We start from the raw sequence: 14,566 nt of genomic DNA on the forward strand, positions 1-14,566 counted from the left end.
CAGGTGTGACGTCTCGGCGCACCTGACGTTCGCGGCAACGAACGTCAGGTGGGCAAGCTGACCCCCATTACGGACGGAGGTGGTGGAAACAGACCCATAACACAGCCATCGCTGATCTAGGCCGGCCCGCAGGTAACCATCCGTGGCCAGGCCATCAAGGGAGTTTCTGCATGCCATTTTTACCTTATCACGGCAGGTCGCGCCCCCTGGGCGTGCGCCGGCTCACCTCGGCGATCGCCGCCGGCGTCATGGCGATCGCGGCGGTGTTGCTCGCGCCGGGGCCGGTGGCGGCCGACACGCCATGGCTCACCGTCTCCGAGGACGGCTACGCGTCGTTCAGCGTCCCGGCTGCCGCCATCGAGGCCGGCGCGGGGCAGGTCGTCATCGAGGGGAACTTCGGCCCCTCAGCCACCTGGGCGGAGTTCGGCCTGACCCGCAGGGGCGACGTCTTCTCGGGAGTCCTCGGCCCGCTCAAGCCAGGCCTGTACTCCTACCAGGTCACGGCCGATGACACGGGCCTCAAGGACCCGACGAACAACACCAAGGTGGCGTCCAAGCCCCTCTGGAGCACCTTCTTCGTGCCGGGCGACGCTGTGCGCCTGCTGGCGGACGTGCCCGAGGGCCAGGGAGGCAAGGTCGAGACCCTGACCTACCGGGCCGGGAAGCAGGAGAAGTCGGCTCTGGTGTGGACGCCGCCGGGCTACCCGGCCCAGGGCCCCAAGGCCTATCCGGTGCTCTTCCTGCAGTCCGGCGACGGTGTGAGCGCGACCGACTGGCTCGACCTCGGCCGGGCCAAGCAGATCTTCGACAATCTGTCGGCTCAGCGGGACATGGAGCCGATGGTGGTCGTGATCAGCGACGGTCACGGGTCCGCCGGTGACAAGGAGGTGGAGGATCTCCGGAAGGCGGTCGCGGACCGCTACCGAGTCCACCACGACCCCGCGCATCAGGCGATCGCCGGTGTGACCGAGGGTGGGACGCGGGCGCTGCGTGCCGCCCTGACCCGCCCGACCCGGTTCGCCTACGCCGGCTCGTTCTCGGGCCTCCTGGCGGACGGCGTCGGCCGGGCGAACGCGAACACGATCAACCGCCACGTCAAGCTGCTGCGCCTGTACACGGGGAACGTGACGGATCCCGCGTACAACGCGACCAACCGCCTGACGAAGGCGCTGGACCGCGCCCATGTCAGGTACGAGTTCGACGGTGTCAACCCCGACGCCGGGGCCAACTGGAACGCCTGGCAGGAGAACCTGATCGACTTCGTGCCGCGGTTGTTCCGTAAGGTGTCGGATCACGGCCCGAGCGACGGTCACGGCCGGCTGAAGGGCGAGTTCACCCCGCCGGCGCCCGGCACCACTCCGACGCCGTTCGTGGCCGAGGACGGCTTCGTCACCTTCGAGACCACCACGGACTTCCAGGACGCCCAGCACGTCACGGTGTGGGCGAACTGGGCTCCCAACGGGAGCTGGCTGCGCATCCCGCTGTCCCGCGCGGGAGACCGGTGGCGAGCGACCGTGGGCCCGCTCGACCCGTGGTTCTACTACTACCGGCTGATGGTGGATCGGGTCGCGGTCAAGGACGCGTCGAACCCGACGAAGGTGACCTCGGAGCCGACGTGGAGCACCTTCTTCGTCCCTGGCGAGAGGGCGCGCCTGCTCTCGGACGTTCCCGCCGGCAAGGGCGGCAAGGTCGAGAGCATGACGTACCGGAGCGGCGTGGCGAATGAGGACCGGACCGCGTTGGTGTGGACCCCGCCTGGATACGACCCGGACCGCGCGGAGCCGTACCCCGTCTTCCACCTCCAGCACGGTGGCGGACAGAACTACACGGACTGGGTGGAGATGGGACGCGCCAAGCAGATCCTCGACCACCAGTTCCTCGACGGGGACCTGGTGCCGATGGTGGTCGTGATGGGCAACGGCAACGTGTCCGACTTCAACAAGGAACTGCTGGAGAACATCGTTCCTGCTGTCCGTGACCGCTACAACGTCTCCAGCGACCCGTCCCAGCAGGCCCTCGCCGGCCTGTCGATGGGAGGCGGGCAGACGTTCGGGGTGCTCAAGGCACACCCGGGCAGGTTCGCCTATGTGGCGGCGTTCTCGGCCGGCTTCGGCAGCGGCGCGGGCGTCGACGCGGAGGCGATCAACAACGGGACCAAGCTGTTGCGCCTGTACGTCGGCGACCAGACGGACTTCGTGTACCCGTCGTTCGCGACGTCCCTGGCCACCCTGAACGACCTCGGCATCAGGTACGAGTTCGACGGGGTCACCCCGGGGCCGCACGGCTGGGACGTGTGGCAGAAGAACCTCATCGACCTGGCGCCACGCCTGTTCAAGCGCTAGGCCGGCCTTCCCGGGCGCCGTCGGACGTCGATGATGTTAGCGCTCACAAAGGGGCGACACGAACGGGCGGGGCGCAGGTCGCGTCACCTGTGCCCCGTCCCGGTCGATCGCTCGATCTCAGCGGCAGCGCAGGAACCTCCGTGCGCTGCGATCCAGAGGGAAACATGCCAATGAAGAAGAAAAGGCTCCTTGTCGCGGCAGCCATGCTCGCCGCCGCGACCGCGCTCGCCTCCTGCTCCTCCAGCGAGCAAGGAGGAGCAAGCGACGCGAGCGGAAGCGGCGCGAGCAACTGCACGAACACGATCCCCAAGAAGGACCTGCCGGTCGTGACGATGTGGGGCTGGTATCCCAACATGCAACTCGTCGTCGACAACTTCAACAAGCAGAACAGCGAGGTGCAGGTCTGCTGGACCAACGTCGGCCAGGGCAGTGACGAGTACGACAAGTTCCAGACGGCCATCTCGGCGGGCACCGGCGCACCCGACGTGATCATGATCGAGATGGACCGGATCCCGACCTTCCAGATCCAGAACGCGCTCGTCGACATCAAGAAGTACGGCTTCGACGGCGTCAAGGCCGACTACAGCGAGGGCGCGTGGAAGGACGTCTCCGTCGGTGACGCGGTCTACGGCGTCCCGGTCGACGGCGGCCCGATGGCGATGATCTACCGCAAGGACATCTTCGACAAGTACGACATCAAGCCGCCGAAGACGTGGGCCGAGTACGAGCAGGCGGCCCAGAAGATGAAGGACGCGGGTGGCCCGCAGTTCGGTGACTTCGCCGCGAACGTGTCAGCCCTCACGATGGCGCTGCAGATCCAGAAGGGCGCCGTGCCGTTCACCTACGACCCGGCGCAGCAGAGCACGATCGGCATCGCGCTGAACGACCAGGCCTCCAAGGACGTGCTCGACTACTGGGCGGGCCTCGCGCGCAAGGGGCTGGTCGGGACACAGGACCAGTTCACGCCCGAGTACATCTCCGGAGTGATCAACGGGAAGTACGCGACGTACATCTCGGCGGCCTGGGCGCCCGGCTACCTCACCGGCGCGGGCGTCGGCAAGGGCGAGGACACCGGCAAGTTCGCGGTGGCGCCGCTGCCGCAGTGGGATGCCGACAACCCGGTGCAGGTGAACTGGGGCGGGTCAGCCTTCTCCGTGACGAGCCAGGCGAAGAACCCCGAACTCGCGGCGAAGGCGGCGTACGGCCTCTACGCCGACAAGGAGTCGCTCACCCACGGCTGGACCAACCAGATCATTTTCCCGCTGAACCTCAAAGCGCTCAACGACCCCGAGTTCGTGAACTTGAAGGTGGCCTTCTTCGATGGCCAGCAGGCGAACAAGGAGGTCTACGTCCCCGCGGCGAACGCCTACAAGGGTGTCACCTACAGCCCGTTCGGCCAGTACTACTTCGACGCCATGACCAAGCAGGTCAGTGCCCTCATCAAGGGTTCCGACACGGGTGCGCAGGCGGCCGACCGGCTTCAGGAGGACGTGGCGGGCTACGCCCAGGAACAAGGTTTCACCGTCAAGTGACGAGCAGGGTGGGCCGGGCCCGTCTTCGGCCGGCCGGCCCACCCGTGATCTGCCAGCACCGACATTCCGGAGCCCAACGTGACCATTCTGATCGAGAAGAGCACACCACCCGCCCAGGAGAAGACACGCAGAACCCGCGGCACGGTACGCCTCCGCGAGCATCTGATGGGGTGGCTCTTCGTCGGGCCATTCGGAATCGTCTTCCTCGCTCTGCTCATCGCGCCGCTCGGGTACGCGTTGTACCTCAGTCTCTTTCAGAAGAAGCTGATCGGCGGCACCAGCTTCGTCTTCCTCGACAATTACGTGAAGGCGTTCAGCGACCCGAGCTTCCTGTCAGGATCGTGGTTCGTCGTCCGCTTCTCGCTGGTCTCCATTCCGATACAGATCATCGCCGCACTCGCGATGGCCCTGATCCTCGATGCGGTGACCTCCCTGTTCACCCGCTTCTCCCGCCTCATGATCTTTCTCCCCTACGCGATTCCCACGGTCATCGGGGCCGTCATGTGGGGGTTCCTGTACAGCAAGAGCTTCGGGCCGCTCACCGACGTCTTCGGGTTGTTCGGCGCCACCCCGCCTGACTTCCTCAGCAGCAACCTGATCTTCTACGGACTGGTCAACATCGTGACCTGGCAGTGGGCCGGCTACTACATGATCATCCTGTACGCGGCGCTCCAGGGCATCGACCCGGCACTCTATGAGGCCGCCCGCATGGACGGCGCCGGCAAATGGCAGATCGCGCTGCGGATCAAGATTCCGCTGATCGCCCCGGCGCTGATCCTGATCCTGGTCTTCTCGCTCATCGGCACCCTGCAGTTCTTCAACGAACCACAGATTCTGCGGTCGCTCGCGGCCGGCACGATCGGACCGGACTTCACCCCCAACATGTACGCCTATCAGCAGGCGTTCTCACTCGCGAACTTCAACTACGGATCGGCGATCTCCTTCGCTCTCGGCGGGATCGTGTTCGTCGGCGTCTACGCCTTCCTGTTCTTCACCCGCAAGCGAAGGAGCTTCCTGTGACGAATGACCGCTCCCGCGCCGCCGCCCGCCGCCGGCCACAACGCCATCTCCCTCTGCAGGTGCTTCTCGGCTTTCTGGTCGTGTACTTTCTCGTGCCGTTCTGGTGGGTCATCGTCAACAGCTCCAAAGACGCCCCCGGCCTGTTCGGCGGCGGCAACACCCTGTGGTTCGCCACCGAGATCGACTATCTCGGCAACCTCCGGCAGCTGTTCACCTACGACAACGGGATCTACGGCAGGTGGATACTCAACTCCACGTTGTACGCATTCGCGGGCGGGGTCGGCGCCACGATCCTGGCCGTCATGGCCGGCTACGGATTCGCCAAATACCGATTCGCCGCCAGACGCTTCAGCTTCGCACTCGTGCTCGGCGCGCTGATGGTGCCCGCAACGGCCCTGGTGATTCCGACCTTCATGATGTTCTCCCAGCTCGGACTGACGAACACGATCTGGGCGGTGATCCTCCCCTCACTTCTCAACCCCTTCGGGGTCTATCTGATGCACGTGTACGCGCGCGACGCGGTTCCCGACGAGATCCTGGACGCGGCGCGGGCCGATGGCGCGGGTGAGATACGAACGTTCGTCCAGGTCGCGTTCCCGCTGATGCGGCCTGCGGTGGTCACCGTGCTGCTCCTGTCCGCCGTGGCATCCTGGAACAACTACTTCCTGCCCCTGGCCATGCTCTCCGACAACCGCCTTTTCCCCGTCACCGTCGGACTCGGCCTCTGGCAGGGAATCGCCTCGGCGAACAATGCGGGCAGCACCTCCCTCTGGAGCCTCATCATCATGGGCGCGCTCGTGTCGGTCGTCCCCCTCGTCATCGCCTTCTTCACCCTTCAACGGCACTGGCGCGGAGGGCTGTCCGTCGGTGGCCTGAGATAGGCCGCGGCACATGCGCCGTCGTGTGCGGCGCGATGTGCCGCAAGCAAGATGCCCAGGCCGGGTCCGTGGACGGCGCGGATTCACCGCAGGGTGGCCTCGGCGAGGAACTGGGCGAAGCGTTGTGGCGTGTCGGCACGGGCCAGCATCGCGCGCTGTCTGTCGGCACCCGTACCGCGAAGGGCGAGGCAGCGGAGCAGGCCGGCGATCGGCTCGGGTTCGGGCAGGCGGTTCAGGACGGCATCCGCCAGATGGTGGTGCGGCGCCGGGAATCCGGTGCACGGATCGGCGGCGCGCGCGGCCAGGCCGTGCCGGGCGGCGGCGCGCAGGTCGGCGGCGATCCGCCGGCCGCTGACGACCCTGACCGGCACGCCGCGCCTCTCGTCGTCGATCGCCGACGCGACCAGGGCCCGTGCCAGTCCGGCGACCAGGACGGTGTCCTCGACCGTGAGGCAGACGTCCATGATGCGCACCTCCACCGTGGGGTAGCGCGGTGACAGGCGAGCGTGGAAGTAGACACCTCGCTCGTCCAGCGCATCCCCGTGGAGGATCAGGCGGCGTACGGTGGCGTCATAGGCGGCCGCGGATCGCCACACCCGGGGAGGCACCGCCGAGGGTCTGCGGGTCCACCAGGGGTAGCGACTGCTCGCCCAGCCGGTGTCGCGGCCGTCGGCGACGGGAGAGTTGACGCTGAGCGCCAGCAGCGTGGCGAGGTAGGGCCGCAACCGCGCCAGGACCCGCACGCCCAGCTCCCGTGAAGGCACGCCGATGTGCACATGGCAACCGCAGGTGCCAGGCCCCTCGACCAGGGAACCGTAGCGGGCCATCAGCCGCAGATAGCGGGGATCGGCCGTGACCGGGCACGGGCAGGGACCAGGCTGCGGTGCCATGCCGGTGGCGACCAGATGGCAGTCCAGTTCGGCCGCCGCGCGGGCGGCCAGCCGTCGAGTCCGCACCAGTTCCTGCCCCACCTGGCCCAGATCCGTGCACACGCCGGTGACGGTCTCCAGCTGGTAGCGCAGGAATTCATGCTTGACCCGCGGCTCGCCGTCGAGCAGGGCCAGGATCGCGGGCGCCCGGTCGGCCGGACGCCCGTCGGAGCGGTCCAGCAGGACGAACTCCTCTTCCACACCCAGCGTCAGGGACGGGCGTGCGTCATGCTCCGCACGTGCGGGTGTGCGGTCCGTTTTCATGAGCGGCCCCCTGAAGCGCAAGCCACTCCGCGGCAGATGCTCCCTCACTTGGGTGTACGACCCGGCTCGGCCTCCGTCGCGGATATGAGCTGACGTCGGTCACTACCTTCGTCTCGAAGGCTCTTGCCCGCAGAGGCCACGGTATTCACCCGGCGTCGAGGCGATTTCCGGCAGGATTCAGGCCTGTCGGTCCGTGCGGCCGGGTGTCAGCAGCGCGACAGCGACGGCGCCGACCGCTGCTGAGACGGCCGCCACGATGAACCCGTTGGTGAAGCCGCTCAACGTGGTCCCGACCAGGCTCGCGGCTGCGACGCTCGACACGACCGCGGCTCCGATGGAGGCGCCGAACTCGTGGAAGGTGCTCACGATGCCGGAGGCGACCCCGGCTTCGTGGGGCGCCACCTGGCCGAGTGCGGTCGCTGAGGCGATGACGAACATCGCGCCGGTGCCCGCCGCCGCGACGGCCACGCCGACCACGACGGTGACCGTGTTCATCGAGACCGCCGGCACGGCCATGCCGATCGCCGCGACCGTCAGGCCCGTGACGGCCAGCCGGCGTCCACCCCACCGGCCGAGCAGGCGTCCGGTCAGGTTGGCGCCGAGCATCGTCGCCAGTGCCACGGGCAGGAACAGCAGCCCTGCCTGCAGGGCGCCGTACCCCACGGCGTGCTGGAAGTAGAAGGTGCCCAGGAAGAACACGGCGATCATCAGCGCCGTGGCCAGCAGGATGAGGAAAGCGCCGGTCGCCACAGGCCGCCTGGCCAGCAGCCGGACGTCCATCAGGGGCGAGCGGGCCCGCCGCTGCCACAGCACGAACAGCACGTAGCCGACGGCGGCCGCCAGGACGAGCCATCCAGTGAGCGCACTGAGCCAACCCCGTTCGCCTGCGGCGATGAGGGCGTAGATCAACGACGCGGACGAGGCCGTCACCAGGATCGCGCCGAGGGCGTCGAGCCGTGGCCGGTCGGCGGACGCGGCCGGCCGGGCCGGCAGCAGAGTGGCGAGCACTGCGGCGATCACGAGCCCGATGGGCACGTTGACGTAGAAGACCCACGACCACCCTGGGCCCGCGGTGAGCAGGCCGCCGAGGAGGACGCCGAGGGCGGCGCCGCCGCCGCCGAGCGCGGACCAGACACCCAGAGCCTTGTTCCGCTCCTCTCCGTCGAACAGCGCCACCACCAGCGACAGGGCGGAGGGCGACAGGAGCGCCGCCCCGACGCCCTGCGCCACGCGACCGCCCACCAGCATGCCTGCGGACCCGGCCAGCCCGGTGACCAGCGAAGCGGCGGCGAACAGGAGCAGCCCGGCGAGCACGACCCGCTTGGCTCCCACGAGGTCCGTGATGCGTCCGCCGAGCAGCATCAGTCCGCCGAAGGTGAGCGTGTAGGCGCTGACCGTCCAGGTCAGCGCCTCGCGGCTGAGCTCGAGGTCCGTCCCGATGTGGGGCAGTGCGATGGCCACGACGGTGACGTCGAGGATCAGCATGAGCTGGGCCACCCCGAGGAAGCCGAGGATGCGCCACCGCGCCGGATGCGGCTCGTGGGATGAGGTCTGGCGTACCGCTGGTTGGGCCATCGGTTTCCTCCATGAGAACAACTCGTACTCTCATATACGAGATCTAGCCGTCACTATAACCTGTATATGCGCATACGAGTTAAACTGGTGGTATGGCTGCACCCTCCGCGCGCTCCAGACGTCGCGCCGATGCCGAGCGCAACATCGCCCGCATCGTGTCCGCGGCGCGCGCATCGCTGAGTTCGGACCCGAACACGACCACGGACGACATCGCGCAGGCCGCCGGAGTCGGGCGGATGACCCTCTACGGGCACTTCCGCACCCGGGCCGACCTGGTCGAAGCGGCACTCATGGACGCGTTGCGAGCCGGCGACGAAACCCTGTCGTCCCTCGACCTGACGGGGGACGCCCACGAAGCCATGACCCGCCTGCTGGCGTCGAGCTGGGAGATCGTGGCCGAGTCAGCGGCGCTGCTGGCCGCCGCCGAGGCGGTCCTCCCCGCAGGGCGGGTGCGCGAACTGCACGCAGAACCCGCCCGGCGCATGGCCGACCTCATCCGCCGCGGCCAGGAACAAGGCGTCTTCCGCGCCGATCTTCCCACCACCTGGCTGGTGAGCCTCGTCCACTACATCCTGCACGGAGCGGCGAGCGAGGTACGCGCGGGACGCCTGCCCGCACACGACGCCGCCGACATGGTGACGAAGTCCGTGCAGTCGGTGCTGACCGGCTAGCGTCGGCCTGCCACGGCCGGGCCGCTCAGTCGCGGCGTTCCACCGGGCCGGACGACCCGCGGATCACCAGCTCGGTGGGCAGGCGGATCGCCTCGCCCTCGCGTGGTGATCGTGCGGCGAGCTGCTCGATCAGGAGCTCCACGGCGAGCCGGCCGGCGTGCGAGCCGGGCCCGGCCAGAGTGCTCAACGAAGGATGGACGAAGTCGGCGGCGAAGATGTCGTCGAACCCGATCACGCTGATGTCGGCCGGGACACGAACACCGCGCTGGGCGAGGCGCCTGATGATGCCGATCGCCAGGAGGTCGTTGTGAGCGATGACCGCCGTCGCCTCGGTGCGCAGTGCTCCGTCGGCGGCGGCCCCGCCGCCCGCGACGTTGGGGGCGTACGGACCGATCCGGTGGGCCGTCAGACCCTGCGCTTCGGCCCCGCCGCTCAGCGCCGCCCAGCGCGTCGCACCCATCCAGGAGCCGGGTGGCCCGGCGCAGTAGGTGAAGCTCCGGTGCCCGAGCGAGGCCAGGTGCTCCAGGATCTGCTGGCAGCCGGTGACGGTGTCGAACGTCACGCTGGTCAACCCGGGCAGCTCTCGGTTGAACAGGACGATCCGGTGCACTTTGGCGAGGTCGCGCAGGACCTCGTTGCCCAGCCGGCTGGAAGCCAGCACGAACCCGTCCACGCCGGTGGCCAGGTCGCGGATCTGGTTCTCCTCGATGCGCCGGGATTCCTCGGCGTTGACGATCACCAGAGTGGCGTCGGACGCCCGCGCGCGCTGCTCGGCGCCGCGGATCAGCTCGAAGAAGTGGGGGTTGGTGATGTCGGACAGCACCATGGCGATGGTGCGGTGGCGCAGACCCGCAAGAGCGCGGTTCTGCGGTCTGTGCTGATAGCCGAGCTGCGCGGCGGCCGCGACGATCCGCTGTCGCGTCGCCTCGTTGACCCGGCCGGGCTTGTTGAACGCCCGGGAGACCGTCGACGCGGCCACGCCGGCGGCTTGCGCGACGTCGAAGATGGTGGGCTGCACGAACGCATCTAGCCACGAATATGGAAATTCTGGCAACACCTTGCAGAAATTGTCGCGTCATACCTACGTTGCGATCATGCCGGCCACACGGTGACGTGTCGGGCGAGAGGAGCGAGGGATGTCGCAGCCCGGGCGAAAAGGTCAAGCTGTGCAGCACGAGCAGCACACGATCGGCAGTCGGGTCAGGCGGTGGTCCGCGGTTGTGACGACCGGCGCTCTGCTGACCGCGTCGCTGACGTCGGTGGCGGTGACGCCGGCACAGGCGGCATCGACCGACTTCACCATCTTCGACGGCCGCACGACCGCGCCGATCCTGATCGACCCGTCCTATGGCGGCGACCACGCCGATCGGGACTACAAGCAGGTGCGTCGCGCGGTCCAGGACTTACGTCAGGACGTCGCCATGGTGACCGGGGCGATCGATCCCGGTGAGGTGCAGAGCCTGTTCGTCGACGACGAGCCGGCCAAGGAAGCACGGCTGGCGAAGGCCGACCGGAGGAAGACGCCGGCCCTGCTGACCGAGGCCGCGGGCCAGAAGACCGCGATCATCGTCGGCCAGCTCGGTCAGAGCCGGCTGATCGACGAGATCGTAGAAGCCGGCAAATTCGACGAGGCCGCCGGGATCGAGGGCAGGTGGGAGGCGTACGCGGCCAAGACCGTCAAGAACCCGGTCCCCGGGGTCGGCAAGGCCCTGGTGATCGCGGGCAGCGACGCCCGCGGGACGATCTACGGGATCTACTCGGTCTCCGAGGAGATCGGGGTCTCGCCGTGGTACTGGTACGGCGACGTGCCGGTCAGGCAGCGCGACGACATCAAGGTCAAAGGCAAGGCCAGGGTCGACGACGGGCCGGACGTCAAATACCGCGGAATCTTCGTCAACGATGAGGAACGCACCGTCGCGTGGGCGAAGAAGAAGTTCCCCACCGGCAAGGGCACGCCTGAGGTCAACTACTACCGGCACGTCTTCGAGCTGATGTTGCGGCTCAGGCTGAACACGCTCTGGCCGGCGATGCACCTGGCGTCGACGGCGTTCAACGCGGTCACCGACACCGGGACGTACGACAACGGAACACCGGTCAACGCTCGCGAGGCGGCGGCGTTCGGCGTGGTCGCGTCCTCCTCCCACGCGGAGCTGATGTTGCGCAACAACGAGGGCGAGTGGCGACAGTGGTACGACCGCAACAAGGACGCGTGGGACATCAAGGGCCCGGACGCCGTGGCCGCCTTCGACTACTCGATCAACAAACCCGCGATCCTGGAGTACTGGCGCCAGCGCGTGGTCGCCAACGCCGCATTCGAGAACATCCTCGCCCTGGGCATCCGCGGTGTGCACGACAGCGATCCGGTGTTCACGCCCGGCAACCCGTACGGGTTCAAGGACAAGATCGAGATGCTGGCCGACGTCATTCGCGAGCAGCGCAAGCTGATCGCAGAGATCTATGGCAGAGCCGACGCCGTGCCGCAGGTGTTCATCCCCTACAAGGAGATGAACGATCTCTACAACGCCGGGCTGAAGGAGCACATCCCCGGCGACGTGACCCTGATGTGGGCCGAGGACAACCACGGTTATCTGCGCCAGGTGCCCACGCGGGCCGAAGCGGCCAGGTCCGGCGGCAACGGCGTCTACTATCACAACTCCTACTGGGGCGAGCCGAAGAGCTACCTGTGGCTGAACTCGACGCCCATGTCCCTGATGGTGCAGCAACTGCGTCGGGCGTGGAATTCCGGTGCGGGACGCTACTGGATCCTCAACGTCGGGGACATCAAGCCCGGCGAGATCAAGCTCGACCTGTTCGCCAAGCTCGCGTGGCACGTCGAGGGCTACGACGACACGAACATCGGCAAGAAGTTCCTCACCGAGCACGTGCAGAGAGACTTCCGGCTGAGGGGCGGCGACGCCGCCGCGGTCGTCGACGCGCTGAAACGGTTCGACGTGCTCGAGAGCACCAAGCGCGCCGAGTCGTGGGGGGAGGTCAACTCGTCCAACGCCGACTCGGGAAGGATCCACAACGGTCAGGTCTTCCCGTTCAGCGCCACCTCGGACGGGGATGAGCTCCAGCGCTACATCAACGAGTCCAACGAACTGGTGGCGATTCTCGAGCGCGTTTCCGCGAAACTCGACCCCCGCCATCGCTCCGCGTTCTATCAGCAGGTGCTCCACCGAGTCCGGTCCTACCGCAACATGGCCGAGCAGATCGGCTATTACTGGAAGAACCAGCTCGCCGCCGCCCAAGGCCGTTACGCCAGCGCGGGGAGTTACGAGTTGCTCTCCAAGCAGGCCCGTCAGCGCATTTTCACCGACGAGGACTACTGGAACACGATCAGCGACGGCAAGTGGGACGACGCCATCGGCCACAGCCATCCCGAAGGCTTCCCGAACGAGGGCGCCGTCATGCTCACCAACGACCGGTATGCCCGGGTGGCCACACCGACCGACGCGGTGGGCGCCGCCGCCGAGGGAAGCAAGGAGCCTGGCCGCGGCACGCTGACGTTCAACTCGGCCGCGCCCGACGACAAGCGGTTCTTCGACGTGTTCTCCCGGGACGACGTGGCCGCCCCGCAGGAGTGGGTCGCCGAGGCGGACGCTCCGTGGATCACCCTTTCCCGGCGCTCGGGCAAGACCGCGACAGAGCAACGCGTCACGGTGACGGTCGCCGAGAAGAACCCGGCCACGACGGGGACGATCCGGGTCTTCAACGCCGTCGACGGGGCCAAGGTCGGCGACCCGGTCGCGACGTTCACGGTCAAGGCGGAGCGGGCGGCCGTGGAGTTGCACCGTGCCGCCGAGAAGGCGCACCTGGAGGCCGGCGGATACGTGGCCATCGAGGCCGAGCACTTCTCCGAGAACGTGCCCGGCGCCGACGGCAGCCGCTGGGCGCCACTCGAGGGCGTGGGCCAGCGCGGGGCATCGATGGGCAGCTTCCCGGAGATCGCGCCCCGGGTCGACTCCGGCTTCGAGACGACCGCCCGCCTGAGATACCGGGTCCACTTCACCTCCACCGGAAAGTTCACCGGGACCTTCTACCGCATTCCGACGCTGAACGAAGGCACGGACGACGAGGGCACGCCGCGAACCGCACGCACGGCGATCGGGCTCGACAAGCAAACCCCCAGCCTGCTGCGCGGCAACTCCGTCGCCGGCACGAGCACCAGCCCCTGGGGATTCAACATCATGCATGCCATCGAACCCCTGCAGTTCACCGTCGACGTGACCACACCGGGCTGGCACGACCTCGTGGTCTACCGTTCGGACGCGGCGATCCTCTTCGACCGGATCATCATCGAGACCCGCGCCGGCGCGGCCGGTGACGGCCTGGTCGGCCCGCCCGAGAGCCCGAACAACATCGCCGCACCCCAGAAGGCCATCGTGGCGCCCCTTCCGCGCACGATGCCGGAGCTCCACCGGCTGCCCGCGATCCAGACGTCGGTGGGCGAGACGAGCACGGTCGAGGGCGTGCGGGACGTGGAGGCCGCGGAGTCCGACAACACGACCGCCGCGTCGGTCGCCGTGAAGGACGGTCGCATCCAGGTCACCGGGCACAGGGTGGGGAAGGCCGAACTCTCCATCACCGCCGGTGGCGGGCAGGCCTGGGTGGCGCCCGTCACGGTGGGCAGGGCCGACGACGCGCCGACCGGCCCGTACCAGGAGCAGGACGGCCTGGCGGTCATCGACGCGGCCGACGCGCTCGAGAACAGTGCCGCCGCTCGCGCCACCGACAGCAACAACGGGACGCACACCTGGGCGCTGGCCCGTAACGGCCTCCAGGTCGTCCCGCCGGCCGACGCCGGCGCCAAGGCGAACTGGCTGGCGACCACGACGGCCCAGGCCGAGGCGCTGTTCAAGGCCGGCCCGGCGGAGAAGGTCAACGGAAGCTCCGCGGCGGGAGCACCACCGCGGCTCGAGTTCACCGTCGACATCCGGACCGGTGGCACGTACTACCTGTTCGCCAACACCAGCAACCCGAACCCCGACGCCGACTCCTACCACGTGCTCGTCGACGGGAAGTGGAGATACCACTCGAGCAAGTCCGGGCCGGAGACCGGGTTCGAGACCTGGTACGGCAGCACGAGCGTCGCCGCCGCCGCGCTGGCGCTCGAGCCGGGCGAGCACACGATCTCGCTGGCGCCTCGTGAGGCAGGGCTGGTGCTCAACCAGATCGTCCTGACCACGGACGACACCCCCGGCCTGACCGGCTTCCAGGACCCCAGCAACCGGAAAGCGAGCGCCTCATGACCCCCTGACCTCGATCACGATCTACGACTGGTCCACAACCAGCGAGCGGCAACGAGAACGGGCGGGACTCCGTGAGATCGGAGTCCCGCCCGTTCGTACGAAG

Annotated in this window: 9 protein-coding genes; 6 read left to right on the forward strand and 3 right to left on the reverse strand. The window is 68.1% G+C overall.

What is annotated here, in order from left to right; all coding sequences use genetic code 11:
* The first annotated feature begins 170 nt into the window (after positions 1-170).
* The 4 genes from ABGB01_RS17910 to ABGB01_RS17925 all read left to right on the forward strand — a co-directional run bounded on the left by ABGB01_RS17910 (position 171) and on the right by ABGB01_RS17925 (position 5,775).
* Positions 171-2,342 (forward strand): alpha/beta hydrolase-fold protein, encoded by a 2,172-nt coding sequence (locus tag ABGB01_RS17910; RefSeq protein WP_347774560.1) that lies wholly within the window; start codon positions 171-173, stop codon positions 2,340-2,342.
* Between the two features lie 170 nt (positions 2,343-2,512).
* Entirely contained in the window at positions 2,513-3,874 is a 1,362-nt protein-coding gene (locus tag ABGB01_RS17915) for an extracellular solute-binding protein (RefSeq protein WP_347774561.1), read from the forward strand.
* A gap of 78 nt (positions 3,875-3,952) precedes the next feature.
* Complete coding sequence (locus tag ABGB01_RS17920) at positions 3,953-4,894, forward strand: sugar ABC transporter permease (RefSeq protein WP_347774562.1); 942 nt, start codon at positions 3,953-3,955, stop codon at positions 4,892-4,894.
* Entirely contained in the window at positions 4,891-5,775 is an 885-nt protein-coding gene (locus tag ABGB01_RS17925) for a carbohydrate ABC transporter permease (RefSeq protein WP_347774563.1), read from the forward strand. Before ABGB01_RS17920 ends, ABGB01_RS17925 begins: the two co-directional genes overlap by 4 nt.
* Before the next feature lie 80 nt (positions 5,776-5,855).
* Here ABGB01_RS17925 and ABGB01_RS17930 read toward each other — a convergent pair whose 3' ends face one another.
* A complete protein-coding gene (locus ABGB01_RS17930) occupies positions 5,856-6,965 on the reverse strand; it encodes a YbdK family carboxylate-amine ligase (RefSeq protein ID WP_347774564.1) in 1,110 nt (369 codons plus the stop codon).
* Between the two features lie 177 nt (positions 6,966-7,142).
* On the reverse strand, positions 7,143-8,540 hold the full coding sequence (locus ABGB01_RS17935; RefSeq protein WP_347774565.1) for an MFS transporter: 1,398 nt from the start codon (positions 8,538-8,540) through the stop codon (positions 7,143-7,145).
* Between the two features lie 92 nt (positions 8,541-8,632).
* Here ABGB01_RS17935 and ABGB01_RS17940 point away from each other — a divergent pair, with 92 nt between their 5' ends.
* A complete protein-coding gene (locus ABGB01_RS17940) occupies positions 8,633-9,211 on the forward strand; it encodes a TetR family transcriptional regulator (protein ID WP_347616224.1) in 579 nt (192 codons plus the stop codon).
* Positions 9,212-9,236: 25 nt separating this feature from the next.
* Here the strand turns inward: ABGB01_RS17940 and ABGB01_RS17945 are convergent, their stop codons facing one another.
* Complete coding sequence (locus ABGB01_RS17945; protein WP_347774566.1) at positions 9,237-10,229, reverse strand: LacI family DNA-binding transcriptional regulator; 993 nt, start codon at positions 10,227-10,229, stop codon at positions 9,237-9,239.
* A gap of 202 nt (positions 10,230-10,431) precedes the next feature.
* Between ABGB01_RS17945 and ABGB01_RS17950 the strand changes: the two genes are divergently transcribed.
* Complete coding sequence (locus ABGB01_RS17950) at positions 10,432-14,463, forward strand: glycosyl hydrolase 115 family protein (protein WP_347774567.1); 4,032 nt, start codon at positions 10,432-10,434, stop codon at positions 14,461-14,463.
* Positions 14,464-14,566 lie beyond the last annotated feature (103 nt).

The organism is Nonomuraea sp. B5E05 (assembly GCF_039880665.1).
Classification (GTDB): Bacteria; Actinomycetota; Actinomycetes; order Streptosporangiales; family Streptosporangiaceae; genus Nonomuraea.